The sequence below is a fragment of the Stenotrophomonas indicatrix genome, from assembly GCA_041545745.1.
Taxonomy (GTDB): domain Bacteria; phylum Pseudomonadota; class Gammaproteobacteria; order Xanthomonadales; family Xanthomonadaceae; genus Stenotrophomonas; species Stenotrophomonas indicatrix_A.
The window spans coordinates 1,003,788-1,029,312 of record CP168152.1 but is presented as its reverse complement, the minus strand read 5'-3'; the positions used below and the strand labels follow the sequence as shown (position 1 = coordinate 1,029,312).

Here is a 25,525-nt window from a genome sequence, read left to right as displayed (position 1 = left end):
GTGGAGCGGTGGGTTCAGCGCTGGGTGGCCAGGTGGTGGGCGACCAGGGCGTTTGCGTGGCCATGGCCCAGCCCATGCTCGGATTTCAGGAAGCTGACCAGCTCCATGTGCTTCAGTCCCGGCTGTTTGGCCAGCAGCCCCAGCCAATGCGCCACCGGCTGCCCGTAGGTCTTCTCGATGGAAGGAAAGTAGGACGCTGGGCCCTTGGGTTTGCTGTCGGTGCTCATGTGCTGCTCCCTGTTGTCTGGAAAGTACCCATTCGACGAACCACGGAACCACAAATCGACATGGCGCATCTGCCGACCAGCGCCGGCATCACCGGGCACGCGCATCCACGCATGGCGTGGATCTACGTGTCGACCAAGGTCGACACCTACCAACCGCCTCGGGAACCTGTCGACAGCGGGCGCCGGGCGCAGCCCGGCCGTATCATCCCCTCATGCCGCGTGAAAACCTCAACGACCTGCAAGCCTTCGTCCACGTCGCCCGCGAAGGCAGCTTCACCAAAGCCGCCGCCCAGCTGGGCGTCTCCCAGTCCGCCCTCAGCCACGCCATGCGCGGGCTGGAAGAACGGCTGGGCGTGCGCCTGCTGACCCGCACTACCCGCAGCGTCGCCACCACCGAGGCCGGTGCTCGCCTGCTGGAAACGCTGGCCCCGCGCCTGGCCGAGATCGAAGACGAACTGGCCGCACTGGCCGAATACCGCGAGCGGCCCGCAGGCACCATCCGCATCAACGCCACCGGCCACGCCGCCGAGTACCTGGCGTGGCCAAGGCTGGCACCGCTGCTGCAGCAATACCCTGACCTGAAGGTTGAACTGACCACCGATTACGGCCTGGCCGACATCGTCGCCGAGCGCTACGACATCGGCATCCGTCTCGGTGAGCGCCTGGCACGCGACATGGTGGCGCTGCCGATCAGTCCGCCGCTGCGCATGCGCGTGGTGGGTGCACCGTCGTACTTCCGCCAGCACGTGGCGCCGGTGCATCCGCACGATCTGGCCGGGCACAACTGCATCACCCTGCGCCTGCCCACCCATGGCGGCCTGATGCCGTGGGATTTCGGCCAGGACGGCAACGAGCTGAGCATCCGCGTCTCTGGCCAGTGGACCTTCAACACCATGGGCATGACGCGGGCGGCAGCGCTGGCTGGCAGTGGCCTGGCCTGGCTGCCTGAGGACCAGGTGCAGGCGGCCCTGCAGGAGGGCCGGCTGCAATCAACACTGGATGACTGGTGCCCGCACTTCGACGGCTACTACGCGTACTACCCGTCGCGCCGGCATGTCACCGTGGCGATGCGCACCGTGCTTGATGCGCTGCGCGGGCCGATGATGGATTGAGGAGTGCGGACCAACGGTCCGCACCCACCACAGAACGCACCCACTGCGATCAGCCCTTGGCCTGTGCTGCACGCTGTGCGTTGTAGCGCTCGCCGACGATGGCGATCTCCTGCAGCGTCTGCGCGATACGCTCCAGCTCGGCCGGCGACAACTGCAGGTCGGCGGCGGCCAGGTTCTCTTCCAGGCGGTGGATCTTGGTCGTACCCGGAATCGGCACGATCCACGGCGCCTGCGCCAGCAGCCAGGCCAGCGCGACCTGTGCCGGGGTGGCACCCCGCGCCGCCGCGATTGTGGTGATGCGGTCAACCAGCGCTTGATTGGCGCGACGCGCTTCCACTTCGAAGCGGGGCACGGTGTTGCGGAAATCGTTGTCGGCGAAGGTGGTGTCGGCGTTGATCGCGCCGGTCAGGAAACCGCGACCCAGCGGACTGAACGGGACGAAGCCGATGCCCAGTTCCTGCAGCGCCGGCAGCAGTTCGCGTTCCGGCTCGCGCCACCACAGCGAGTACTCGCTCTGCACTGCAGCCACCGGCTGCACGGCATGGGCGCGACGCACCGTGGCGGCACTGGCTTCGGACAAACCGAAGTGGCGCACCTTGCCCTCGGCGATCAGGTCACGCACGGTACCGGCCACATCCTCGATCGGCACGTTCGGATCCACACGGTGCTGGTAGAACAGGTCGATATGGTCCGTACGCAGGCGCTTGAGGCTGGCTTCGGCCACCGCGCGGATATTCTCCGGACGACTGTCCAGGCCGGTGTCGACCTGTGCGTTCTTGAAGCCGAACTTGGTGGCGATCACCAGCTTGTCGCGGTGCGGTGCCAGCGCCCTGCCGAGCAGGTCTTCGTTGGTATACGGTCCGTAGACTTCGGCGGTGTCGAAGAAGGTTACGCCGCGTTCGACCGCCGCATGCAGCAGGGCGATGCCCTGGCTCTGCTCGACGGCGGGACCGTAGCCGTGGCTCAGGCCCATGCAGCCCAGGCCCAGGGCGGAGACTTTCAGGCCGCTGCGGCCGAGTTCACGTGTCTGCATCGTCGTGCTCCAGTAGGGGAGCGATGACGATACGCCTGCAGGGCCGGCGGATTGAACGACCTGGATGGCAGTCGGTCATGACTGGATTTCATGAATGCCGCCCTGCCACCATCGCACCGGCACCGCTGGCCGGCGCCTTTGTTAACGGACCTCTGAAATCTCCACGCCATCCAGCCCCTGCGACAGGGTGCGGGCATCGCCGCCCTGGCTGAGCTTGATGCGCAGGCGCACTTCGTTCTGCGAGTCGGCGTAGCGCAGTGCGTCCTCGTAGCTGATCTCACCGGCCTGGTACAGCTCGAACAGGCTCTGGTCGAAGGTCTTCATGCCCAGCTGGACCGATTCCTTCATCAGCTCCTTCAGCTTGTGGATCTCGCCGTCGCGGATGTAGTCCTGCACCAGCGGCGTGCCCAGCAGGATCTCCATCGCGACCTTGCGCGAGCGGCCATCCGGCGAAGGAATCAACTGCTGCGCGACCACGCCCTTGAGATTCAGCGACAGATCCATCAGCAACTGGTTGCGGCGATCTTCCGGGAAGAAGTTGACGATGCGGTCCATCGCCTGGTTGGCGTTGTTGGCGTGCAGCGTGCACAGCACCAGATGGCCGGTTTCAGCGAAGGCGATGGCATGGTCCATGCCCTCGCGCGTGCGCACTTCGCCGATCATGATCACATCCGGCGCCTGGCGCAGGGTGTTCTTCAGCGCGGCTTCCCAGCTGTCGGTATCGATGCCGACTTCGCGCTGGGTGATGATGCAGCCCTCGTGCTTGTGCACGAATTCGATCGGGTCTTCGATGGTGATGATGTGCCCGGTCGAATTCTGGTTGCGGTAACCGATCATCGCTGCCAGCGACGTGGATTTACCGGTACCGGTAGCGCCGACGAACAGGATGATGCCGCGCTTGGTCATCGCCAGCGTCTTGATGATCGGCGGCAGGCTCAGCTCTTCCACGGTCGGGATGCGCGTCTCGATGCGACGCAGCACCATGCCGACCTGGTTGCGCTGGTAGAAGCAGCTCACACGGAAGCGGCCGACGCCGGACAGGCCGATGGCGAAGTTGCATTCGTGGGTCTTTTCGAACTCCTCGCGCTGCGCCGGCGTCATCACGTTCAGCACCAGGTCGCGGCTCTGCTGCGGCGTCAGCGGTGTCTGGGTGATCGGCGAGATCTTGCCGTTGACCTTGATCGCCGGCGGCATGCCAGCGGTGATGAACAGGTCCGAGGCGCGCTGGTGCGCCATCAGCTTGAGGAACGAGGTGAAATCGATGGTGGTCGCGGTGGTGTTCACGGCGGGCTCCCAATGGGGCATGTACCAGGAATCGGTCGGTGGAGGAAACAGCTCGGGGCCGGCGGCGTAGTGGTACGCCCCGCTCCGCCATTGCCTCGCCTTACTCGAACAGACGCTTGTCCTTGGCGTATTCGCGGGCCTGGTTGCGAGTGATCAGGCTGCGCTTGACCAGGTCCTGCAGGTGCTGGTCCAGGGTCATCATGCCGTACTGCTGGCCGGTCTGGATGGCCGAATACATCTGCGCCACCTTGTCTTCGCGGATCAGGTTGCGGATGGCCGGGGTGCCGACCATGATTTCCCACGCGGCGGTACGACCGCCACCAACCTTCTTCAGCAGCGCCTGCGAAATGACCGCGCGCAGCGATTCGGACAGCATCGAGCGCACCATCGGCTTTTCGCCGGCCGGGAACACGTCGATGATGCGGTCGATGGTCTTGGCCGCCGAACTGGTGTGCAGGGTGCCGAACACCAGGTGGCCGGTTTCCGCGGCGGTCAGCGCCAGGCGGATGGTTTCCAGGTCACGCAGTTCGCCGACCAGGATGATGTCCGGGTCCTCACGCAGCGCCGAGCGCAGCGCCTCGTTGAAACCATGCGTATCGCGATGCACTTCGCGCTGGTTGATCAGGCACTTCTGCGAGGTGTGCACGAATTCGATCGGATCCTCGACAGTGAGGATATGTCCGTATTCGTTCTTGTTGATGTAGTCGATCATCGCCGCCAGCGTGGTCGACTTGCCCGAACCGGTCGGGCCGGTCACCAGGATCAGGCCCTGCGGCTGCTGGATCACCTCGCGGAACAGCGGCGGGCAGGCCAGGTCTTCCAGGGTCAGCACTTCGGACGGAATGGTACGGAACACCGCACCGGCGCCACGGTTCTGGTTGAACGCATTGACACGGAAGCGCGCCAGCGACGGGATCTCGAAGGAGAAGTCGACTTCGAGGAATTCCTCGTAATCGCGGCGCTGCTTGTCGGACATGATGTCGTACACCAGCGCGTGGACCTGCTTGTGGTCCAGGGCTGGAATGTTGATCCGGCGAACATCGCCGTCCACGCGGATCATCGGCGGCAGGCCTGCGGACAGATGCAGGTCGGACGCTTTGTTCTTTACGGAAAACGCCAACAGCTCGGCGATATCCATGAGCGGCTACTCCCCAATAACGGCTTCGACTGGAAGGATCTTTCCCCGGGCGGCAGTATAGCCTCCTGATTGAACGGAACGCGTTACGTGGCCACTCCCCTGCCCCAGATCCTGAGCAACCTGCACAACGCCGCCGATGCCGCAGGGCGGCCACCGCCGCGCCTGCTGGCGGTGTCCAAGACCCAGCCGGCCGAGGCTGTCGCGGCCCTTGCCGCGCAGGGCCAGACCGCCTTCGGCGAGAACTACGTGCAGGAGGCGCTGGCCAAGATGCAGGAACTGCAGCAGCTGGGCCTGGAATGGCACCTGATCGGCCACCTGCAGTCGAACAAGGCCGAACCGGTGGCCACGCACTTCGACTGGGTGCAGAGCGTGGACCGGCCCAAGCTGGTCGCCGCGCTGGCCCGTTACCGCCCTGCTGAACGTGACCCGCTGAACGTGCTCATCCAGGTCAACATCGACGACGAATCGAGCAAGCACGGTTGTGTGCCGGAGGACCTGGAGGCGCTGGCCACGGCCGTCGCCGCCGAACCCAACCTGCGGTTGCGCGGCCTGATGGCGATTCCTGCGCCATGGCCCGAGGCCGAGCGCCGGCGCGATGCGTTCGTGCGCATGCGCACACTTTTCGAGGCGCTGGCGGCCCGTCATCCGCAGGTGGACACCCTGTCGATGGGCATGAGCAGCGACTACGCTGAAGCCATTGCCGAAGGTGCCACCCTGGTGCGCATCGGCACCGCCCTGTTCGGCGTGCGTCCGCGCCCGGCCTGATTCCAAGGAGATTCCCATGGCAGCTGATTCCATCACCTTCATCGGCGGCGGCAACATGGCCCGCAGCCTGATTGCCGGCCTGATCCGGCAGGGTGTACCGGCCGCGCACATCCACGTGGCCGAACCGGTGGCCGAACTTCGCGAAAAGCTGGCTGCCGATTTTTGCGTGCAGACCCATGACAACGCGACCGACGCGGCAGCACACGGCGATACGTGGCTGCTGGCGGTGAAACCGCAGGTGCTGCGCGATGTCTGCCAGTCACTGCAGGTACTGGCGCAGGCGCAGAAACCCTTGGTGATCTCGATCGCCGCCGGCATCACCAGCCCGCAGCTGCAGCGCTGGTTGGGTGGCTCGCTGCCGGTGGTGCGCGCGATGCCCAACACCCCGGCCCTGCTCGGTGCCGGGGTAACCGGCCTGTATGCCACGCCAGCGGTGGATGCGCAGCAGCATGCGCAGGCCGAGCGCGTGCTGGCCAGCGCGGGACGCACGGTGTGGATCGACGACGAAGCGCAGATGGATTCGGTCACCGCCGTATCCGGTAGTGGCCCGGCCTATGTGTTCCTGCTGGCCGAAGCGATGGAAGCGGCGGGTATCGCACAGGGCCTGCCTGCAGAGGCAGCGCGCACGCTGGTGGTGCAGACGCTGCTGGGCGCCTCGCGCATGCTGGATGAAGCCGGTGAAAGCCCGGCCGAACTGCGCCGCCGGGTGACCTCACCCAACGGCACCACCCAGGCGGCGATCGAGAGCTTCCAGGCCGGCGGGTTTGAAGCGTTGGTGGACAAGGCACTGCGTGCAGCGCAGGTGCGTGGGCAGGAGTTGTCTGCGGCCAATGATTGAAACAGGTGTGCCGACCAACGGTCGGCACCCACCGTCATCCACGCGCGGCGTGAATCTACGTCCCCAGCTTGGCCATGACGAAATCGACGAAACACTGCAGTCGCGGTCGAGGGCGCCGGTCGGGCAGGTAGATCAGGTGCATCGGCCGTGGCTCGGGCAGATGGTCGCGCAATAGTGGCTTCAATCGTCCTGCCGCGATTTCACCGGCAAGCAGCGCGGTCGGCTGCAGTACCAGGCCCGCGCCCGCCACGGCCGCTTCGCGCAGCGCGTAACCGTCATTGCTGGTCAACCGCGCTTCCCAATCGACCTGTTCGCCATTGGCCAGCTGCCAACCGTGACCGCCGCGCCAGGCCAGGTGGCTCAGGCAATCATGTCCTTCAAGATCGGCAGGCGTGCGCGGCGTTCCGCGGCGGCGCAGGTACGACGGTGATGCGCACAGGCTCATCGCATACGGCGGCAGCGGCCGCGCCACCAGTTCCTGCGACGGCAGCGGACCGACGCGGATGGCGGCATCGAAGCCATCCTCGATCAGATCGATGCGGCGATTGCTCAGGTCCAGTTCGAGGTTCAGCAGCGGCTGTGCCCGCAGGAGCTCGGCCAGCAATGGCGCGAGTACACAACTACCCCAGGTTGTCGGCGCACTGACCCGTAACAGTCCGCGTGGCTGCACCTGCAGCCCGGCCACGTCCGCCTCGGCCTGCTGCACCTGTTCCAGCACCTGCCGGCAGCCGGCCAGATAGGCATTGCCGGCCTCGGTCAGGCGTTGGCGCCGGGTGTTCCGTTGCAGCAGCGCGGTGCCCAGGTGCGCTTCCAGCTGCTGGATGTACTTGCCGACCATCACCGACGAGACCTGCAGCTGGCTGGCAGCAGCGGAAAAACTGCCGTACTCGGCCACGGCGATGAAGGCCTGCATGCAACGCAAGGTATCCATTGCAAACCCATGGTTAGGAATATGCGAATCATACGCCCCTTACCAAACCAACCGGCGGCGGCGCAGACTGCGTCCATCCCCTCTCGCAAGGAGCTGTCATGAAGATTCTTCTCGTCGGTGCCAGCGGCACCCTCGGCCAGGCCGTTGCCCGCCACCTGGGCCAGCAGCACGAGATCCTCGCAGCCGGCCGCCGCAGCGGCAGCCTGCGCGTGGACCTCACCGACGACGCCAGCGTGCGCGAGCTGTTCGCGCAGACCGGCCCGGTCGATGCAGTGATTTCCACCACCGGCAAGCTGCATTTCGGCCCCCTGCAGCAGATGACACCCGAACAGTTCAACATCGGCCTGCAGGACAAGCTGCTCGGTCAGGTGCGTCTGGCACTGGCGGCGCAGCACCATCTCAACGCGGGCGGCTCGATCACCCTGACCAGTGGCATCGTCAGCGCGCAGCCGATCCGCGATGGTGCCAATGCCACCGCCGTCAACCATGCACTGGAAGGTTTCGTACGCGCGGCGGCGCTGGAGCTGCTGCCGCGCGGGCTGCGCATCAACGTGGTCAGCCCGAACGTGCTGGTGGAATCGATGGAGGCCTACGGTCCGTACTTCCCCGGCTTTGAAGCAGTAACCGCACAGCGCGCGGCGCTGGCATTCCAGCGCGCGGTGGAAGGCATCCAGAGCGGCGAAACCATCACTGTCTGGTAACGAGCGTGCCGACCAGGGTCGGCACCCACCAGCATGGTCAGCCCCAGCGCATCGGGCCGTCGCCGCGCTCGCCGAGCACATCATCCGGATTGGCCAGGCGGCAACGTTTCAGTGACAGGCAACCGCAGCCGATGCAGCCAGTCAGCTCATCGCGCAGCAGCTGCAGCATGTGGATGCGTTCCTCAAGCTCCACCTGCCAGCGTGCCGACAGCTTGGCCCAGTCGGCCTTGGTCGGCGCCCGCCCCTGCGGCAGGCTCTCGAACGCACGTGCCACCGCTTCCAGCGGCATGCCCACGCGTTGCGCCACGCGGATCACCGCCAACCGGCGCAGCACATCGCGGGCGTAGCGGCGCTGGTTACCCGACGTGCGCAGGCTGCTGATCAACCCCTTGCGCTCGTAGAAATGCAGCGCAGAGATCGCCACGCCACTGCGGCGGGCGACATCGCCGACGCTCATGTCCTGTGCCAGCATCGATTGACCTCAACTTTGGTTGAGGTGGCATGCTGCTACCATCGCCGCCAGATGACAAGCGCGGCCCGTCCGCCACCCGCAGGAACCCGATGCCATCCCCCGCTGCCACGGCCGATCCGGCCGATTCCTCCATCCTGTCCGCGCGCTACCGCGCCACCACCGTGGGCATGGTCGCCCTGGTTTCCCTGCATGCCTTCGAGGCGCTGGCGGTAGCCGCTGCGATGCCGACCGTGGCCGAGGCACTGGACGGCCTGCGCCTGTATGCGCTGGCCTTCGGTGGCACGTTGGCCACCAGCGTGATCGGCATGACCCTGGCCGGCCGCTGGGCCGACCGCCACGGGCCAGCACGGCCGCTGTGGTGGGGCTTGGCCTGCTTCGTACTGGGCCTGCTGCTGGCGGGCTTCGCGATGCGCATGGGCATGCTGGTGGCCGGACGCCTGCTGCAGGGCCTGGGCGCTGGAGCCATCTCGGTCTCGCTGTACGTGATGGTCGGCCGTACCTATCCCGAACATCTGCGGCCGAAGGTATTCGCCGCGTTCTCCGCCGGTTGGGTGGTGCCCTCGATGATCGGCCCGGCACTGAGCGGGGTGATCGTGCAGCATCTGGGCTGGCGCTGGGTGTTTCTGGCGGTGCCGCTGCTGGCGATACCGGCCGGCCTTCTGCTGCGACCGGCGCTGGCGCGCATGCAGGCTGCAGCCACGGATGTTGCCGATGATGGCCGCAGCAATATCGTGCGCTGGGCCAGCGGCGCCTCCCTGGCTGCCCTGCTGCTGTATCTGGGCGGGCAACAACAGGGCGTACCGGCACTGCTGTGCATCGGCGTGGCGATGCTGGCGCTGCTGTTCTGCGTGCATCGCCTGTTGCCCGCCGGCACCTTGCGCCTGCGCCGCGGCCTGCCCAGCGTGATCGCACTGCGTGGCGTGGCCGCTGCCGCGTTCTTCGCCTGCGAGGCCTACCTGCCCCTGCTGCTGCAGCGCGAGCGTGGGCTGTCGCCCAGCTGGGCCGGTGCCGTACTGAGCCTGGGTGCACTGGGCTGGTTCACCGGCTCGTGGCTGCAGGGCCACCAGCAGCGCGGCTGGTCGCGCCAGCAACTGCTGCGCGCCGGCACGCCGCTGATGACCTTGGGCATCGCCGCCACGCTGGCGGTGCTGTTCACTGCGGTACCACTGCCGGTCGCCCTGGTCGGCTGGACGCTGACCGGCTTCGGCATGGGCATGATCTACGCCAGCCTGTCGGTGCTGACGTTGTCACTATCACCGCCGCACGAGCAAGGCGCGAACACCTCGGCCCTGCAGTTGAGCGAAGCGCTGTCGGTGACCACCGCACTGGCGGTATCCGGCGCGCTGTTCGCGTTGTTCGTGGAAAGCGCCCCGCATACCGGTTACATCCTGTGCCTGGCCATCACCCTGGGCCTGGCCGCGTTCGCCAGCGTGATCGCCAGGCGGGTGTAGACGCGCCGGAGAACGGTAGTGCCGGCCGCTGGCCGGCATCATCAGGATGCTTCTACCCACGCGGAGGTTGCCGGTCAGCGGCCGGCACTACCGCGGCGCCCCGTCATGGCGTCGCCACCGTGCCCACTTCATCGATGTCCTGGTGCAGGATGCGGCGCACTTCCAGCACCGCCTGCGGCGTCTCCTGCACGCTGTGGCCGGAAATGATCACCTTCTCCGACAGCGCGCCGGGCAGGTGCGAACTCCAGTACGGCACCAGCCCATCGTCGGATTTCTCCACCGGCAGTTCCGGTTTGCGCTGGGCGATGATCGAGTGGTACTTCAGGCCCGGCGTGATCGGCAGCTGCGCAGCGGCTTTCACGAACGGGTCGCTGGCCTTGAGGTTGTCGATGCTGTTGGGAATCTTCGGCTTGGCCGTGCCATCCACCTGCTGCTCAGCCTGTGCCAGTGCAAGGAACACATCCTCGAACTTGCCGAGGATGGTCAGCGGCAGGCGAACGAGGCGGCCGATCAGGCGGCCGACCTTGTTGCCGGCGATGTCCGTGCCCTGGTGCGGGGCCGCGATGAAGATCGCACGCTCCACGTTCGGTTCGGCCTTGAAGTGCAGCAGCGGACCCAGCTTGGACTGCACCCGCTTCAGGCGTTCGCCCTTCAGGTCATAGCTGGCCAGCAGATCGTTCCACAGCACATCACCCGAGTCGCTGACCAGCAGCCGCGCCAGCACGCCGCCCATGCTGTGGCCGATGTAGACCATGTCCTTGGAAGCCCGCGTGCTGCCATTCGGGTCGAAGTGCTGCAACGTGTCGTTGAATGCGTTGGCGATCTCGTAGCGGTTCAGCGCGATCGGCGCATTGGTCGGGTAGTACACCTGCCACACCTGGAACTGCTGGCGCAGCTCGGGGTCACCCATGATCTCGTTGGCCAGGTTCACCCATGCTTCCGGGCTGCTGCCCAGGCCATGCAGCATGAAGATGATGCGGCGGTTCGGATCCCACGGCTGCATCAGGTAGATATGCGGCTCACCGATGCCCTCGCTCATGCCGAACAAGGTACGCAGCGACTGCGTGGCGAACCCGCTCTGCGCCAGCCATAGGCCGTAGGCGGCAGTGAAGTTGCCCGCCAGCGGCACCTCTTCGCCATGCAGGCTGATGCGCTCGGTCGCCTCGGGCGAATAACCATCCAGCAGCACCTGGCGGGTGCGCATCACATCCTCCAGCGTGCTGCCTTCAAAACGCAGCAATGCCGTGACGTTGATCGAGGACATCTCGCTGTACTCGGGCACCGAATCATCGTGCTGGTGGCGGCGTCCGCGGCGGACACCCTCCTCCTGCTCGTCCCTGGTGGCTTGCGCCTGTGCCGTTTCGGCCTTGGCCCCTTCCGCGGCGACGGCGGGCACCACCAGCTTCGGCGGGTCCATCACCATCACCAGCTCGGCACCGAAACCATCGCGGCGATAGGTGCTGCGCATGCCGACGAAGCTGACGGTGCCCGCCGGCACCAGCTGCTTGGGGATGCTCTTCAGCGACAGCCGCTGGAAATCGGAAGCCAGCGTCCAGCTGCCTGCCGACACCGGCTTGGTGTAGTCCTCACCGGCCAGCGCTGCAGCACGGGCCCGCGCGAACAACACCACGGCGGCCTTCTCGGCAGCGTAGTTGTAGTAATCGCGCACCTGCGTCTGCCGGTCCTCGAACGCGCGATCGGAGGGTGAGCGTCCGCTGTAGAACAGATAGGCGTAGCCATAGCGCGCCGCCTCCAGCCATGCATCAAGCGCTGCATCGCTCATCGGCGGCTCGTTGGCCGCCTGCTTCTTCGGCGTCAGTGCCAGCGCCGCCTTCACCCACAGCTCGGACAGCGTCGACAAGCGCTGCTCGACGTTGAGGTCATCGGTCATCAACAGCGTGCTGCGGCAGACCAGGAAGTCCTTCTCGCACTGCGATTCGTCCAGCCCGGCCGCACTCAGCGTCTCGCGCGAGGCGGGGCTGAGCTTGCCGGTGTTGAGCACGTCGGCACGCTTGTTGACCAGGTAATCGCTGGACGCCACCTGCTTGACGGTGACCATCGCGCAGCCGCTGCCACCCAGCAGCAGGAAGGCAGCCAACAGCGTCGGCAGCACGCGCTGCCAGCGGAACAGGATCATCGGGGTCATTGCGGCGGGTCCTGCTCGGTGCCGGGGATGCCCTGGCGGATCACGGTGGAGAAATCATCGTCGGGGGCCATCTTCAGCGCGCGCTCGGTGATGCGGCCCTTGGCATGCAGTTCGGCGTACGGCACGCCAGGCGTGAGCGCGCCCACCTCCTGCGCGTACTCGGCCAGGTAGCCCGAGGCCAGCAGCCGGTAGTCCAGCGGCAGGCGCGGGGCGATATGCCGCGCCAGATCGAAGACGATCGTGGTGCAGTTGCTGGTCAGCGTGTTGTAGAAGCCGGGCTTGGCATCAAGCTGGCGTGCCTGGTCGATGTAGGCAGCGAACAGGGTCTTGAGCTGGTTGCGGTCCATGCCGTGCAGGCGGTACAGGTAGACATCCTCGCCGCGCGCGTTGGTGCGGGTGCGGATGATGTCGGTTTCCTCGGAGGCGACCAGGGTCATCTCGAACTTGCGGAAGAAGCCGCCCAGCGCCGAGAACGATTCACCGCGCTCCTTGCGGATTTCCAGCGAGAACACCAGGTGGCGCCCGTCCTCGAATCCGAACGAGATCAGGGTGTGGGCGATCGCCGGGCCCATCCAGTACGACAGCACCAGATCGGCCGAACGCAGCTGGTCGAGGTCGTAGCTGCGGCGCACCCAGCGCGCGTCGTAGTCGGTCTCGGTGCGCCAGGTGAAATCGCGCACGTTGTCCAGCACCACGTGGCGGCCATCGAAGGATTCCACGTGCAGGCGCTGCGCCACGTCATCGGCCCAGTCGCGGTCCTGGCGCGGGGTCAGCAGCAGCCACCACAGCCCCGCAAGGGCCAGAGCGCCGGCAAAGCCCGCCCACAGCCTGCGCGTGCCACGGCCGCGCGCCACCTGCCAGGCCGCCCAAGCGGCGGCCAGCAACCACAGCAACGCCACAGCGCCGCCCAGCCAGCCCGGCCCGGGCATCTGGTAGGTCAACAGACCGGCCACCCACAGCGCCAGCAACACCATCACACATCCTGTCATCCATCGTCCTGCGGCTTTCACTGGCATCCTGTCGAGGTCCCGGGGCGGCATAGTTAGCCACAAGCCGCCTCATGGCGACATCTACAACCGGTTCAGGCTGCCCCCGGCAGGGGCCATACTGACACCCACCAAGGGCGCACAGGGAGCAGAGATGGGCATCACCACCGTGGCCGGCGTCGCCGTGCAGGCGCAGCACCGGGCCAGTTGTCATTGCGGCACGGTCGAGCTGCTGCTGGAGCTGCCCGAGGGCATCGTCGACCCGCGCCGCTGCGACTGTTCGATGTGCCGGCGCCGCGGTGCCATCGCCGCCAGCGTGGCACGGGAGGGGCTGCAGATCGTGCGTGGCCAGACCCATCTGCGCCTGTACCAGTTCAATACCCACGTGGCCGAGCACTACTTCTGCGGCATCTGTGGCATCTACACGCACCACCGCCGCCGCTCCAACCCGGACCAGTACGGCTACAACGTGGCCTGCCTGGAAGGCATCGATCCGTTCGCGCTGGGAACGATTCCGGTCAACGACGGAGTGAACCACCCCGCTGACCGTACCGGTTAGTGCCGGCTGCGCCGGGGCGGCGCGATCTTCTGCCACGGCGCCATGCTGGTCCGGCCGACGCGCAACGGACGCTTCAACGGCGTTCGACGCACGGGCGTGTCCGTTGCAGGTGGCAGCGTCTCGGCGGGCATCCCAGAGCGTGGGGGCCTGAGTCGGTCAAGCAACCACATGGCAGGTCTCCGTGGGGGACGGGGACGCTCTACCCTACCGATGCTCAGGCCAAGGCCGGGTGAGGGCGCCGCGGCAGGCAGATGACAACCCCACAATACCCATGACCCCCATGTGCCGGCCACACCCCGATGTAATTGGGAATCATTTGTATTTGACTCTGTGCATCCGGATAATCCGCCGTCACTGCCCATGCCGGATTCCTCACCATGCCCGCCCTGCCGTCGCGCCGCCCGCTGCTGTACACGCTGTTCCTGCCCACCCTGCTGGCGTCGGCCATCGCCCAGGCCCAGGACGGCACTGCGGCCCGGACCCTGGACAAGGTGACCGTGGTGGCCGAGCGCGCCAGCACCGCGACCAAGACCGACACCGCCCTGACCGAGACGCCGCAGGCGATCAGTGTGGTCACCCGGCAGTTGTTCACTGATCGCGGCGCACACAACCTGCAGGAAGTGCTGCGCTACAGCGCCGGCGTCACCGCCGACGCCTGGGGCCTGGACACTCGTAATGACGCCAGTTCGGTACGCGGCCTGGACCCGGTGCAGTATCAGGATGGCCTGCGCCGCAGCTACGGTTTCAGCCCGTTGGCGCGCCCGGAGGTATATGGCCTGGAACGGGTGGAAGTGCTGCGCGGCCCGTCGTCGGTGCTGTACGGCGCGGGTGCCACCGGCGGCATCATCAACGCGATGAGCAAGCGCCCGACCTTCGGCGCCGCCCGCGGTGACGTCGGCCTGCAGCTGGGCAGCTTCGATCGCCGGCAGCTGCAGGGCGACATCGGCAGTGCCTTGAATGACGAGGGCACGGTTGCCGGGCGTATTGTCGGTCTGGTCCGCGAATCGAACATGCAGACCGATGTCCTCAAGGACGACCGCGTCTATCTGGCGCCATCGATCAGCTGGCGCGGCGAACGCAGTACGTTGACCCTGCTGGCCAGCTACCAGCACGACAAGACCGGCTCCAGCCAGCAGTTCCTGCCGCTGGCCGCCACCCTGCACGCAGCGCCCGGTCGCCGCCTGGATCCGACCACCTTCATCGGCGATGCCGGTTTCGACCGCATCGATTCGCGCGTGTACAGCCTGACTGCCCTGTTCGATCATCGCTTCAACGATGCAGTCAGCCTGCGCTCGGCGGTGCGCTACATCGACGGCAAGACCACCCTGCAGCAGTTGTATGTGGACAGCTACAGCAACCCGGAAAACCCCTTCATCGATGCCGACCGGCGCGTAGTCAACCGAACCGCCTACGGCACGCAGCCGGACATCCAGGTGCTCAGCGCCGACAACGCGGTGCAGTTCGACTTCGCCACCGGCGCCTTCCAGCATCTGCTGCTGGCCGGCGTGGACTACAGCCAGTACAAGGAGCAGCTGCAGCGGCTGGATGCCACCGGCACGCCCATCGACGTCTACGCGCCGGTATCGATCGCCCCGACGGTACGTGGCTGGGAGCGCCAGCCGGACCAGGAGTCTTCCCAGCTGGGCGTGTATGTGCAGGACCAGATCCGCTGGGCCGATCGCGTGTCGCTGGTGCTGGGGGCGCGTCGCGACCATGCTCGTTCAAAGACCGAAGGCCAGCCCAGCCAGACCGACAATGCCACCACCTACCGTGCCGGCCTGATCGGTGAGCTCGGCGGCGGCGTGTCGCCATACCTGAGCTACAGCGAATCGTTCCTGCCGGTGTCCGGCCAGGATCTGTTCGGCAGTACATTCAAGCCAATGCGCGGACGCCAGGCCGAAGGCGGCATCAAATGGCAGCCGGCCCGCAACATGCTGTTGACCCTGGCCGCCTACCGCATCACCGAGACCAACCGCCAGACCAACGACCCGGACAACGTGCTGAACGTGGTGCAGACCGGCCAGATCCGTTCCAAGGGCGTGGAGCTGGAAGGCCAGTTCCAGTTCGCCAACGACCTCACCGTCACGGCAGCCTTGGCGCGCAACGAAGCCGAGGTCAGCCGCAGCAACTTCGCACTGGAAGTGGGCGAACGCCTGAACGATACCCCGCAGGACCTGGCCTCCGCCTGGGTGTCCAAGGGCTTCCAGCTGGATGACGCCGCGCGGATGAAACTTGGCCTGGGTGTGCGCCATGTCGGCAACACGGTGTCGCTGGGCAACGGCGGCCGCGTCATCACCCCCAGCTACACCCTGGCCGATGCGCTGGTGGAAGTGCAGGTAACCAACTGGACCTGGGCCTTGAACATCACCAACCTCACCGACAAGCGTTACTACGCGCCGTGCCGCACCTTCGGCGATTGTTTCGCCGGCTACCCGCGTGTGGTCACCGGCACCATCAGCTATCGGTTCTGAGCTCGGCAACGGCCGTTGACCGCCGCAGCAGCATATGCAGCAGCACTGCACTGCCAGCGGTCAGTGCTGACAACACGTGCAGCAGTTGCGCCAGCGCCTCGCTGCTGGCGCGCTGCAACTGCAGGGCCGTTGATCCCGGCAGCAGCGACTGGGCCGAATGCAGCGCGCCGGTAGCCAGATAGGCCGCCGCCCTGCCCAGAGCCGGAGCGGATGCATCCGGCAGGCGGTGGCCGATGAGCATCGCCAGCAGTGCGGTCACCGCGGCCAGTGCGATGCCCTCGCCCGCTACCCGTACCGTGCCGAAGATCCCCGCCGCCATGCCCGCGCGTTGCACCGGCACCACACTGACCGACAACCCGTCCATCAGCCCCCAAGGCAATGCGGTGCCTGCACCGATCAGTACCAGCGGCGGGATCCATTGCACAGGCAGCGGATGTACCGCCTGCCGCGACAGCAGGTACAGACCCAGCGCGCAGAGCAGCAACCCAGCCACGCACAGGCGCGTGCTTCCCATCCGGCCGGCCCAGCGCGCAGCCAGCACTGGCAGCACCAGCATCGGCGCCGACAGCGCCAGCATCTGCACGCCGACGGTGGCGACACCCTGGCCATGCACGCCCAGCAACTGCAGCGGCAGCACCACCAGCAGCACCACATAACCGAAGCAGGTTGCCACCGGCAGCAGCTGCACTCCGACGAATGCCCGCTGTGCGAACAGCGAAAGATCCAGCAACGGCGCCGTCTTCCTACGTTCGATCAGCACGAACGATGCCGCCAGCAGCAGGGTCGCCAGCGATGCCCACCACACCCGCGCTGCGTGCAGGCCGAATTCGCCCAGCCACAACAGCGCCAGGGTCAACATGCTCAGCATCAGGCTGAAAGCCAGCATGCCCGACACGTCCAGCAGCCCGGCCCGACCGCGGCTCTCCGGCAACACGCGCGCTGCCAGCACGCACGCCAGCAGAGCCAGTACACCGCCGGCGGCAAACACGCTTCGCCAGCCCAACGCCTCAAGCAACGCGCCCGCAAGCAGCGGCCCCAGCGCCAAGCCGGCGCCGAAGGTCGTGCCCAGCAAAGCAAACACACGCGTCCGGGCCTGGCCGTGCCACGCCTGCGCCAACGCCGCGCTGCCCGACGCCAATGCTGCAGCAGCGCCCACGCCTTGCAGACCGCGCGCCAGGTCCAGCCAGAACATATCCGGCGCCATGCAGACGAAGAACGTCGCCAACGCGAAGCCACCGCTGCCCAGCAGGAACAACCGGCGCCGCCCATAGCGGTCCGCCAGTCCTCCTGCCGCCAGCAGCAGGCTGCCGAAGCTGAGCATGAAGGCGTTGGTTACCCAGGCCAGCGAAGCGGGCGAACTGGCCAACTGGACGGCCAACACCGGCACCGCGACAGCGCCGGCCGAGAACGACAATGGCAACGCGAGCGCTGCCAGACACACCGACACCAACGCCCAACGCCGTTGTACGGGCTGGGATTCCATCAAGAAACGGGCCATCGGGGTCTCCTGCAAACGGGACCATTGATGATGGCCAGGCTGCGATCCGAGAAAAACAGACTCAAAGGCATTTGATTACGGCCACATGTTCCGCAATCATTCCGCCATGGACTCGATTTCCGCACTGCTCGCCTTCGTCCGCGCCGCCGAGGCCGGCAGCATTGTCGGCGCCGCGCGCATGCTGGGACTGTCCGCTTCGGCAGTGGGCAAGCGGATCGCCCGCCTGGAGCAGGACCTGGGTACGCGACTGTTCCACCGCACCACGCGCCGCATGCACCTTACCGACGAAGGTGACCTGCTGCTGCAGCGCTGCCGCCGGGCATTGGATGAACTGTCCGAGGCCCAGGCTGATCTTGCGCAACGCCAATTCGCTCCGCGTGGCCTACTGCGGATTGGCCTGCCCACCATCGGCTACCGTTTTCTGCTGCCGGTGCTGCCCGACTTCCAGCAGCGTTACCCGCAGGTGCAGTTGGAACTTGATTTCAATGACCGGCTCGTTGATGTAGTGAGCGAAGGACTGGATGCGGTGATACGCAGCGGTGAACTGGCCGACTCCAGCCTGATGTCGCGGCGCCTCGGCAGCTTCCATTTCGTGCTGTGCGCTGCGCCGGCCTACCTGCGAACACACGGCTGGCCGCAGTCGCTGCCGGAACTGCGTCCGCTGCAGGCGGTGCGTTTCCGCTTCCCGACCACCGGCACGCTGCAGCCCTGGAGCCTGCCCGGCGTCGATGGCGACGCCGGCGCCGCTCTGGCGACGGCGATGACCTGCAACAACATGGAAGCGCTGCTGGCCGCTGCAATCGGCGCCATGGGCGTCGCCTGGATGCCCGACTTCCTGGCGGCCGAAGCACTGGCCGATGGCCGGTTGCAGCAGGTGTTGCCGATGATGGAGCCGCAGTGCGGGCAATTCTCACTGCTCTGGCCCGGCAATCGTCACCCCAGCGCGCGCCTGCGGGTGTTCATCGATTACATGGCCGAACATCTGTTCACCCGTCCCCGTTGAGCAGACAGGTGCACCGCCCGCCGCCGCTCCCCATGCACGACGCGCATTGCCACCCCCGAGGCAAGCGCCATCAGCGCATTCGTGGCTGACCACGAACAGGCGGCGGGCGATGCGGGTTGGCGTACCGGACAACTCTGGGACTGACCGGCGGATCATTGCGATCCCCACACATCGCCCACCACGGACAGCGGGTCACGAGATCCGAAGGCGCCATCCGTGCGCCTGCCGATCACGTGCCAGAGTTGATTATGGGACGCCAATCCCAGTCGGCCGATGATGGCCGACGGGGACATGCTGGTCGCTGTCGGCGAGGCGGTATGTAGGGGTTATCCGCGCCTGTGCATCAGGCGTGCTGCGGACACGATTCCCAGCATGGAACTGCGGGCCGAATCACATTCCAGAGGCGCACACGACGCCGGCCGCTGTCCTACCCGCGCGTGCAGCACGGAAGCTCGGCCGGCAATCACGACAGTACTGGTTGTGCTGCCATCGCCAGAAAATTCTGCAGCACCGGCGTCGGCGATTCCGGGCGCATGCAGAACTTCAGTTCGAACGCAGCGTTGCCGCCGTCCAGTGGCCGATAGACGATTTCTTCGGGACGGAACCCGGTCATGCTTGCTGGCACGATTGCCACGCCCGCTTCCACGGCCACCAGCGACAGCACTGCGTGCATGCCCTGCGCTTCCTGCACGACCCGTGGCGTGAAGCCGGCAGCGGTACACAGGCCCAGCACCTGCGCATGGAAGCCGATACCTTCAGCAGAGGGCCATGAAACGAACGACTCGTCCACCAGGGCGGCGACGTCCAGCCGTTGCTGTGCGGCCAACCGATGCGCGCGCGGCAGGGCAATGGCCAGTCGATCATGGTCGAACGCCTGCAGATGCAGCTCTGCGGAAATGATCGGTGGAATCAGGATGCCGAGGTCGATGCGCCCTTCGCGCAGCCACTGTTGCTGCTGCCGCGAGGTGGCTTCGTGCAGATGCAGCTGCACCTGCGCAAACGCATGACGGAACTGGCGGATCAGCGCCGGCAGGCGCCCGTAGAGTGCGCTGCCGACATAGCCTAGGCGCAGGCTGCCGGTCTGCCCTGCCGCCGATTCGCGCGTGCGCTGCAGCGCCTGTTCGGCCTGTTGCAGCGTCGCGCGCGCCTCCACCAGCAGTGTCTGCCCCGCCGCGGTCAGGCCCAGCGTGCGGTTGCCGCGTACGATCAGCCCGGTACCCACCTCGTCTTCCAGGCGCCGCATCGCCGCCGTCAATGGCGGCTGCGACATGTGCAGGCGTGCAGCAGCGCGATGGAAGTGCAGTTCTTCGGCCACCGCCACGAACTGGCGGAGCAGGCGCAGATCGATCATTTCATCGCAGGCAGGTGGAGACCCGCCTAGGGTACGCGTTCAACCGCGCGCGTCGACACTCGGTCGTGCAATGACCGGCCACTGCAAGGCCACCGATTCGATGCTGTCCGCTGCCACCGCATGCAGGTCGCGCGGATAGGTCACGTGTTCGGCTTCCTGCAATCGCAATGCATGGAACTGGCCGTTGCTGGCCCGCAGGGTCCAGCCACCCTGCCGGCAACGCGTGGAAGCAAGGAAGGCGACCCCGGGCGCGACCGCCTCTGGATGCAGTTCATCCGGCTCCCCCTCGATACCCCACATGCGGGTCTTGGCCACCGGCGATACCGCGTTGACGACGATGCCGTGTTCGGCACCTTCCAAGGCCAGCACATTGACCAATCCCTGCGCAGCCAGCTTGGCCATCGCGTAGCCGCATAGGCCTCGCTGCGCATACTGCGGGTACAGCGCGCGATCGGAGGTGGTCAGCACGATGCGGCCGCCGCCAGCAGCACGCATCGCAGGCCATGCCGCCTGTGCCAGCCACAGCGGTGTCTTCGCCGCCAAGCACAGCATCTGCTCCAGCGCATCGTCTTCCACCACTTCGATACCGGCATAGGCCACCCAGCCGGCGTTGTGGATGATGAAGTCCAGGCGACCGTGGCGCCGCAGAATGTCCTGCACGAGCGCATGGCAACCATTGCGCTGGTTGATGGGGCCGCTGGCGGCTTCGACCGGCAGGCCCTGGGCATGCAGTGCTGCCACCGCTTGGGCGATGCGCTGCGGATCGGTACCCGTGCCGTCCGTTGCGGCGCCCACGTCATGCATCACCACGTGCGCGCCACGCTGGGCCAGCAGGCGGCTGTAGGCCAGGCCGAGGCCGCCGGCGGCACCGGTCACCAGACCCACCTGGCCTTCGAACGAGATACTGGAATTGGGTTTCATCCAGCCAGCATCGGCGAGCGGCATCCTCCTGGGCCAATACTGTTTGCACGCCCGCGCGATACGCCAACGGTATCGCACGGCGATAAGGCTGTGCTGTCAGCGGCTGAAGCGGCGGGCACCGGCCACGCAGATCACCGCTGCCACGGTCACCAGCAACATGCCGGCGCTGACGGTCTCGTGCAGCAGCAGCGCCGCCAGCGCCAGGCCGAAGAACGGCTGCAGCAGCTGCAGCTGGCCGACCGCAGCGATACCGCCCTGGGCCAGGCCGCGATACCAGAACAGGAAACCGACCAGCATGCTGAACACCGCCACGTACCCCAGCGCCCACCAGGCCGACGCGGCGACCGCCGTGAACGAGGACGGGCGCATCGCCACCATCAGCGGCAGCATCACCGGCAATGCCAGCAGCAGTGCCCAACTGATCACTTGCCAGCCACCCAGATGCCGGGCCAGGCGGCCGCCCTCGGCATAGCCGAGTCCGCACACCACGATCGCCGCCAGCATCAGCAGGTCGGCCTGCACAGAAGCCTCGATGCCGTTGCGCGCGGCGTAGCCGACCACACAGGCGCTGCCCAGCAGCGAGAACACCCAGAACGCCGGGCGTGGCCGGTCACCGCCACGCAGGACGCCGAATACCGCCGTGCTCAGCGGCAGCAGTCCGAGGAACACAATGGTGTGTGCCGAGGAGGCGTGGCGCAGGGCGAACGCGGTCAGCAAGGGGAAGCCCACCACTACGCCCAGGCTGACCAGCACCAGACCGGGCAGATCACCTCTGACCGGGCGCGGCTGGCGCAAAGCCAGCAGCAGCACCAGCCCCAGCAACGCGGCGATGCTGGCGCGTGCGGCGGTGACGAAGCTGGCGTCCAGCTCCATCACTGCCAGGCGGGTGGCCGGCAACGAGCCGGCGAAGATCACCACACCGATGAAGCCATTGATCCATCCGCTTGCCGACCGTTCCACACCCTGCTCCAGAAATGCCGGGCAATGGCCGGCCGTGCCCGTCATTGGGCCACCAGGCACGGGCGATACACAGCTACAATCCAGTACAGTCACAAGTAACTGTACTGCCCACAATTCCCTTACAGTCACGCGCATGTCCCGACCGCCCAGCCGCATCGACAGCGTCATCCACGCCGTCCGCGCCCGAATCAGTTCGCGCCTGGATGGCCCGGGCAGCCGCCTGCCCTCGGTGCGCGCGCAGGCCACGGCGATGGGCGTTTCCGTGTCCACCGTGGTCGAGGCCTACGAACGATTGGCGGCCGAGGGCGTGATCGCCGCGCGCGCCGGCTCCGGCTTCTACGTGGCCGGCCCGGCAGCACCGCTGGCGCTGGCCGAAATGGAACCGCGCCTTGATCGCGCGGTGGACCCCTTGTGGGTATCGCGGCAATCACTGGAAACTCCGCCCGGCCACCTCAAGCCCGGCTGCGGCTGGATGCCCAGTGACTGGCTGTACCACGATGGCCTGCGCCGTGGCCTGCGCCGCATGGCCCGCGCCGACGCCGCACACCTGGTCGACTACGCGGGGCCGCTCGGCCTGCCGGCATTGCGACAGACGCTGCAGCGACGCGCGGCCACGCTGGGCATCGAAGCATCGATGGAGCAGCTGCTGCTGGCCGAATCGGGGACGCACGCGGTCGACCTGATCTGCCGCTTCCTGTTGAAGCCCGGCGACTGCGTGCTGGTCGACGACCCCAGCTATTTCAATTACCACGCGATGTTGAAGGCCCATCAGGTACAGGCCATCGGCATACCGTACACGCACACCGGGCCGGACCTGCAGGTGTTTGCCAGCGCGCTGCAGGAACACGCGCCGCGCCTGTACATCACCAACGCCGGGCTGCACAACCCGACCGGCGCGGTGCTGTCGGCGACCACTGCACATCGCCTGCTGGGCCTGGCCGAACACAGCGAACTGATCATCATCGAAGATGACATCTTTGCCGACTTCGAGCTGCGTCCGGCGCCGCGGCTGGCAGCGCTGGATGGATTGTCGCGGGTGATCCATGTCGGTAGTTTCTCCAAGACCATCTCGGCGGCATCGCGCTGCGGCTACATCGCCGCACGCCCTGACTGGATCGAGGCACTGACCGATCTGAAGCTGGCCACCAGCTTCGGCGGTGGGCACCTGGCCGCGCACCTGATGCAGATCGCACTCACCGATAGTGGCTACCGCCGCCACATGCAGTCGGTGCGCACGCGCTTGGCCGATGCACGCAAGCACACGCTGCGGCAGGTGCAGAAGCTGGGCATCACGCCATGGCTGCAGCCCGATGCCGGGCTGTTCCTGTGGTGCCAGCTGCCCGACGGTCGTGATGCATCGGCGGTGGCACGGCAGTGCCTGCGCGAAGGCGTGGTGGTGGCGCCGGGCAATGCCTTCAGCCAGTCGCAGAAAGCTGCTGATTACGTGCGATTCAATGTGTCGCAGTGCCAGGACCCGAAGATCTGGCAGGTGCTTGGGAAGGCGTTGCAGACGCGAGAGGGATGACTGGCGATTGACCGGCTGTTGACTACCCCGGGCTCAATCAGCGAGGTAGGTCTCTGCCGGGATGTCCAGAAGCTCCGGACCCGAAAGCGTCGCGCCCTGCAGATCAACTCCGGCGTTCAAGGCGTTGTCGATCGCATTGAGCAACGAACTCCGCTGGCAGATCGCCTTGAATGCAGCGCGCGGACCTTCGTGGTACATGGCCAGGGCGCGCTGCAGGCCATCGACGAATACCGGTTCGCGATCGAGCGGCAGTTCATGCAGCTCACCCTGCGCGTCGGAGGCGGTGAATGTACCGGGCAACTGCACGCCCAGTTCCATATGTCCGATCAAGGCCATGGCGAAGGCTTCAGGCAACCACACCAGCAGGCGGCGCATCGGCCCGTGTTCGCTGCCGAGCGCGAGCAGTGCCCGCTCGGCCTGCTCCTCATCCACGTCCTCCCGTCCGAGCAATGTCAGCGCCAGTTCGAAGGCTTCCGTCGATGGCATCGGGGGTGTGCGAGGGTCCATTCGCGATCTCTGGAATGCAGGCAGGCGCAGACCTTAAGCAAAGGCGGGCGTTCATGCAATCGACACTTGCGCAGCGCGGTAAAGTGGACGTTCGCCATTGCTGCAGGAATGCTTCCGATGTCCTTCTCCGATCCCCACGCCGTCGCCCGCTATGCCGACGGTCCGCTGCGGCAGGTGCCGGGTTTCCTCGGACTGCAGCAGATGACCCACCTGCTGCTGGCCGAACATGTGCCCGACGATGGCCAGGTGCTGGTGCTCGGCGCCGGTGGCGGCCTGGAGCTCAAGGCCTTCGCCGAAGCGCATCCGCAATGGCGGATGCTCGGCATCGACCCGGCCGCGCCCATGCTCGCGCTGGCCGAGCAGACCCTGGGGCCATTGATGGCGCAGGTCACGTTGCTGGAAGGCTACATCGACGATGCCCCGCAGACCGTCTTCGACGGCGCCACCTGCCTGCTGACCCTGCATTTCCTCACCGTTGAGCAGCGCCTGCATACCCTGCGCGAACTGCGGCAACGGCTGCGACCGGGTGCGCCGCTGGTGGTCGCCCACCACAGCGTGCCGCAGGACGCAGACGGCAAGCATCGCTGGCTGCAACGCTACGCCGCATTCGGCGAGGCCTCCGGTATTCCACGTGCCGATGCGCAGCGCGCGGTCGCCGCCATCACCGAGCGTCTGCCGCTGCTGTCGCCCGAGCAGGAAGTGGCGCTGCTGCAGGAGGCTGGCTTCGAGAACGTGGAATTGTTCTACGCCGGCTTCAGCTTCAAAGGATGGGTGGCCTACGCGCCGGCCACACCGGCATAGCACCCCGACGCACGCTCAAGGCACCACAGTAATGCCGATCCGCTGCATCAGCAGCGCCACCTGCTGCACATCCAACGTGGCGCCACGCAGATTGGTGCTGCGCACGTCCAGCTCGCCCAGTTCGGAGTTGGTCAGGTCGCAATCGGTGAAGTTGGCCGTGTTCCAGTCGATGCCATCGAACTGGCCGCCGGACAGATCCGACCCTGCAAAACTGGCACCGCTGACGTTGGCCCCGTCCCAGCGGTTTTCCCACAGCTCGCACTTCTCCAGCGTCACCCGCGAGAAATTGGCATAACGCAGGTTGGTCTTCTTGATGAAGGCGCTGCAGAACCAGCTTCGCGTGGTGATCTGGTTCATGAAACTGGCGTTGCTGAAATCGGCGCCCTGCGCGCGGCACTCGCTGATTTCCAGCCCCAGCGCCTTGATGAAGTTGAAGTTGCACATGCTGATGTCGCACTGGCGGAAGCTGGCTTCCTTCAACGTGGCACCACTGAAACGGCACCCGGTGCGGGTGTCGGCGTCGTAGAAGCCGCAGTTCACGAACTCGGTGGCGGTGAGGTCAGCGCCGGAGAAATCGCACTCGAGGAACTGCTGGTCGACCACCTTCCGGCCGGTGAACTGATCGGCGCCGATGCGCTGCTTGTGGTGAACGGTGGAAGACATGCAGGGTTCCGTGCCGGGAGCCCTGCCATGATGCCGCGCCCGACGGTCCTTTGGTAGGGCGCGGCCACCCCGGTTCACGACTGCTGCAGCCAGGATGTGTACAGCACCAAGGCGGGCTCTTCAGCGGCCCGGCGGATCGGTCGATGCACGCGAGCGCGGCTGACGTCCCTGTCATGTGCTGG

Annotated in this window: 24 protein-coding genes; 10 read left to right on the top strand and 14 right to left on the bottom strand. The window is 66.5% G+C overall.

What is annotated here, in order from left to right; translation table 11 throughout:
- Nucleotides 1–14 precede the first annotated feature (14 nt).
- A complete protein-coding gene (locus ACEF39_RS04710; RefSeq protein ID WP_500287116.1) occupies nt 15–227 on the bottom strand; it encodes a DUF4287 domain-containing protein in 213 nt (70 codons plus the stop codon).
- Nucleotides 228–439: 212 nt separating this feature from the next.
- Here ACEF39_RS04710 and ACEF39_RS04705 point away from each other — a divergent pair, with 212 nt between their 5' ends.
- Entirely contained in the window at nt 440–1,339 is a 900-nt protein-coding gene (locus ACEF39_RS04705; protein ID WP_089239281.1) for a LysR family transcriptional regulator, read from the top strand.
- A 49-nt stretch (nt 1,340–1,388) separates the two neighbouring features.
- Here the strand turns inward: ACEF39_RS04705 and ACEF39_RS04700 are convergent, their stop codons facing one another.
- The 3 genes from ACEF39_RS04700 to ACEF39_RS04690 all read right to left on the bottom strand — a co-directional run bounded on the left by ACEF39_RS04700 (nt 1,389) and on the right by ACEF39_RS04690 (nt 4,794).
- Nucleotides 1,389–2,372: an aldo/keto reductase gene (locus tag ACEF39_RS04700; protein WP_127564924.1), complete on the bottom strand. Its 984-nt coding sequence runs from the start codon at nt 2,370–2,372 to the stop codon at nt 1,389–1,391.
- Between the two features lie 141 nt (nt 2,373–2,513).
- Nucleotides 2,514–3,677, bottom strand: coding sequence for a PilT/PilU family type 4a pilus ATPase (locus ACEF39_RS04695; RefSeq protein WP_049467229.1), 1,164 nt, complete (start codon nt 3,675–3,677; stop codon nt 2,514–2,516).
- 79 nt (nt 3,678–3,756) lie between these two features.
- Entirely contained in the window at nt 3,757–4,794 is a 1,038-nt protein-coding gene (locus ACEF39_RS04690) for a type IV pilus twitching motility protein PilT (RefSeq protein ID WP_004147099.1), read from the bottom strand.
- An 87-nt stretch (nt 4,795–4,881) separates the two neighbouring features.
- Between ACEF39_RS04690 and ACEF39_RS04685 the strand changes: the two genes are divergently transcribed.
- Both ACEF39_RS04685 and proC read left to right on the top strand, forming a co-directional pair.
- Nucleotides 4,882–5,559 (top strand): YggS family pyridoxal phosphate-dependent enzyme, encoded by a 678-nt coding sequence (locus tag ACEF39_RS04685; RefSeq protein WP_500287115.1) that lies wholly within the window; start codon nt 4,882–4,884, stop codon nt 5,557–5,559.
- 16 nt (nt 5,560–5,575) lie between these two features.
- Nucleotides 5,576–6,397, top strand: a complete 822-nt coding sequence (gene proC / locus ACEF39_RS04680; RefSeq protein WP_500287114.1) for a pyrroline-5-carboxylate reductase — start codon at nt 5,576–5,578, stop codon at nt 6,395–6,397.
- A gap of 55 nt (nt 6,398–6,452) precedes the next feature.
- Here proC and ACEF39_RS04675 read toward each other — a convergent pair whose 3' ends face one another.
- On the bottom strand, nt 6,453–7,328 hold the full coding sequence (locus ACEF39_RS04675; RefSeq protein ID WP_500287113.1) for a LysR family transcriptional regulator: 876 nt from the start codon (nt 7,326–7,328) through the stop codon (nt 6,453–6,455).
- Between the two features lie 98 nt (nt 7,329–7,426).
- Here ACEF39_RS04675 and ACEF39_RS04670 point away from each other — a divergent pair, with 98 nt between their 5' ends.
- The gene (locus tag ACEF39_RS04670) at nt 7,427–8,029 is read left to right on the top strand and encodes a short chain dehydrogenase (protein ID WP_340571467.1); all 603 of its coding nucleotides are present in this window, start codon (nt 7,427–7,429) and stop codon (nt 8,027–8,029) included.
- 37 nt (nt 8,030–8,066) lie between these two features.
- Here the strand turns inward: ACEF39_RS04670 and soxR are convergent, their stop codons facing one another.
- Nucleotides 8,067–8,501 (bottom strand): redox-sensitive transcriptional activator SoxR, encoded by a 435-nt coding sequence (gene soxR / locus ACEF39_RS04665; RefSeq protein ID WP_500287112.1) that lies wholly within the window; start codon nt 8,499–8,501, stop codon nt 8,067–8,069.
- 29 nt (nt 8,502–8,530) lie between these two features.
- On the opposite strand from soxR, the gene ACEF39_RS04660 reads away from it, so the two are divergent.
- Nucleotides 8,531–9,952: an MFS transporter gene (locus ACEF39_RS04660; protein ID WP_500287111.1), complete on the top strand. Its 1,422-nt coding sequence runs from the start codon at nt 8,531–8,533 to the stop codon at nt 9,950–9,952.
- A gap of 103 nt (nt 9,953–10,055) precedes the next feature.
- Here the strand turns inward: ACEF39_RS04660 and ACEF39_RS04655 are convergent, their stop codons facing one another.
- Nucleotides 10,056–12,098: an esterase/lipase family protein gene (locus ACEF39_RS04655; RefSeq protein WP_500287110.1), complete on the bottom strand. Its 2,043-nt coding sequence runs from the start codon at nt 12,096–12,098 to the stop codon at nt 10,056–10,058.
- The gene (locus tag ACEF39_RS04650) at nt 12,095–13,072 is read right to left on the bottom strand and encodes an Lnb N-terminal periplasmic domain-containing protein (protein ID WP_500287109.1); all 978 of its coding nucleotides are present in this window, start codon (nt 13,070–13,072) and stop codon (nt 12,095–12,097) included. The genes ACEF39_RS04655 and ACEF39_RS04650 overlap by 4 nt, the downstream gene beginning before the upstream one ends.
- 166 nt (nt 13,073–13,238) lie before the next feature.
- Here ACEF39_RS04650 and ACEF39_RS04645 point away from each other — a divergent pair, with 166 nt between their 5' ends.
- Both ACEF39_RS04645 and ACEF39_RS04640 read left to right on the top strand, forming a co-directional pair.
- Nucleotides 13,239–13,643, top strand: coding sequence for a GFA family protein (locus ACEF39_RS04645; protein WP_500287108.1), 405 nt, complete (start codon nt 13,239–13,241; stop codon nt 13,641–13,643).
- A gap of 377 nt (nt 13,644–14,020) precedes the next feature.
- On the top strand, nt 14,021–16,114 hold the full coding sequence (locus ACEF39_RS04640) for a TonB-dependent siderophore receptor (protein ID WP_500287107.1): 2,094 nt from the start codon (nt 14,021–14,023) through the stop codon (nt 16,112–16,114).
- Here the strand turns inward: ACEF39_RS04640 and ACEF39_RS04635 are convergent.
- A complete protein-coding gene (locus ACEF39_RS04635; protein ID WP_500287106.1) occupies nt 16,098–17,612 on the bottom strand; it encodes an MFS transporter in 1,515 nt (504 codons plus the stop codon). The two genes, ACEF39_RS04640 and ACEF39_RS04635, sit on opposite strands and share 17 nt — an antisense overlap.
- Before the next feature lie 106 nt (nt 17,613–17,718).
- On the opposite strand from ACEF39_RS04635, the gene ACEF39_RS04630 reads away from it, so the two are divergent.
- Nucleotides 17,719–18,615, top strand: a complete 897-nt coding sequence (locus tag ACEF39_RS04630) for a LysR substrate-binding domain-containing protein (RefSeq protein ID WP_500287105.1) — start codon at nt 17,719–17,721, stop codon at nt 18,613–18,615.
- A 463-nt stretch (nt 18,616–19,078) separates the two neighbouring features.
- Here the strand turns inward: ACEF39_RS04630 and ACEF39_RS04625 are convergent, their stop codons facing one another.
- The 3 genes from ACEF39_RS04625 to ACEF39_RS04615 all read right to left on the bottom strand — a co-directional run bounded on the left by ACEF39_RS04625 (nt 19,079) and on the right by ACEF39_RS04615 (nt 21,847).
- Nucleotides 19,079–19,966, bottom strand: coding sequence for a LysR family transcriptional regulator (locus ACEF39_RS04625; protein ID WP_500287104.1), 888 nt, complete (start codon nt 19,964–19,966; stop codon nt 19,079–19,081).
- Between the two features lie 39 nt (nt 19,967–20,005).
- The gene (locus ACEF39_RS04620; protein WP_500287103.1) at nt 20,006–20,887 is read right to left on the bottom strand and encodes an SDR family NAD(P)-dependent oxidoreductase; all 882 of its coding nucleotides are present in this window, start codon (nt 20,885–20,887) and stop codon (nt 20,006–20,008) included.
- Nucleotides 20,888–20,983: 96 nt separating this feature from the next.
- Nucleotides 20,984–21,847, bottom strand: coding sequence for a DMT family transporter (locus tag ACEF39_RS04615; RefSeq protein WP_500287102.1), 864 nt, complete (start codon nt 21,845–21,847; stop codon nt 20,984–20,986).
- Between the two features lie 133 nt (nt 21,848–21,980).
- Here ACEF39_RS04615 and ACEF39_RS04610 point away from each other — a divergent pair, with 133 nt between their 5' ends.
- A complete protein-coding gene (locus tag ACEF39_RS04610; protein ID WP_500287101.1) occupies nt 21,981–23,372 on the top strand; it encodes an aminotransferase-like domain-containing protein in 1,392 nt (463 codons plus the stop codon).
- 33 nt (nt 23,373–23,405) lie between these two features.
- Here the strand turns inward: ACEF39_RS04610 and ACEF39_RS04605 are convergent, their stop codons facing one another.
- On the bottom strand, nt 23,406–23,858 hold the full coding sequence (locus ACEF39_RS04605; RefSeq protein WP_500287100.1) for a hypothetical protein: 453 nt from the start codon (nt 23,856–23,858) through the stop codon (nt 23,406–23,408).
- Nucleotides 23,859–23,996: 138 nt separating this feature from the next.
- Here ACEF39_RS04605 and ACEF39_RS04600 point away from each other — a divergent pair, with 138 nt between their 5' ends.
- Complete coding sequence (locus ACEF39_RS04600) at nt 23,997–24,680, top strand: class I SAM-dependent methyltransferase (RefSeq protein ID WP_500287099.1); 684 nt, start codon at nt 23,997–23,999, stop codon at nt 24,678–24,680.
- A 15-nt stretch (nt 24,681–24,695) separates the two neighbouring features.
- Here ACEF39_RS04600 and smqnr read toward each other — a convergent pair whose 3' ends face one another.
- On the bottom strand, nt 24,696–25,343 hold the full coding sequence (gene smqnr, locus ACEF39_RS04595; protein WP_500287098.1) for a SmQnr family pentapeptide repeat protein: 648 nt from the start codon (nt 25,341–25,343) through the stop codon (nt 24,696–24,698).
- Nucleotides 25,344–25,525: the final 182 nt, after the last annotated feature.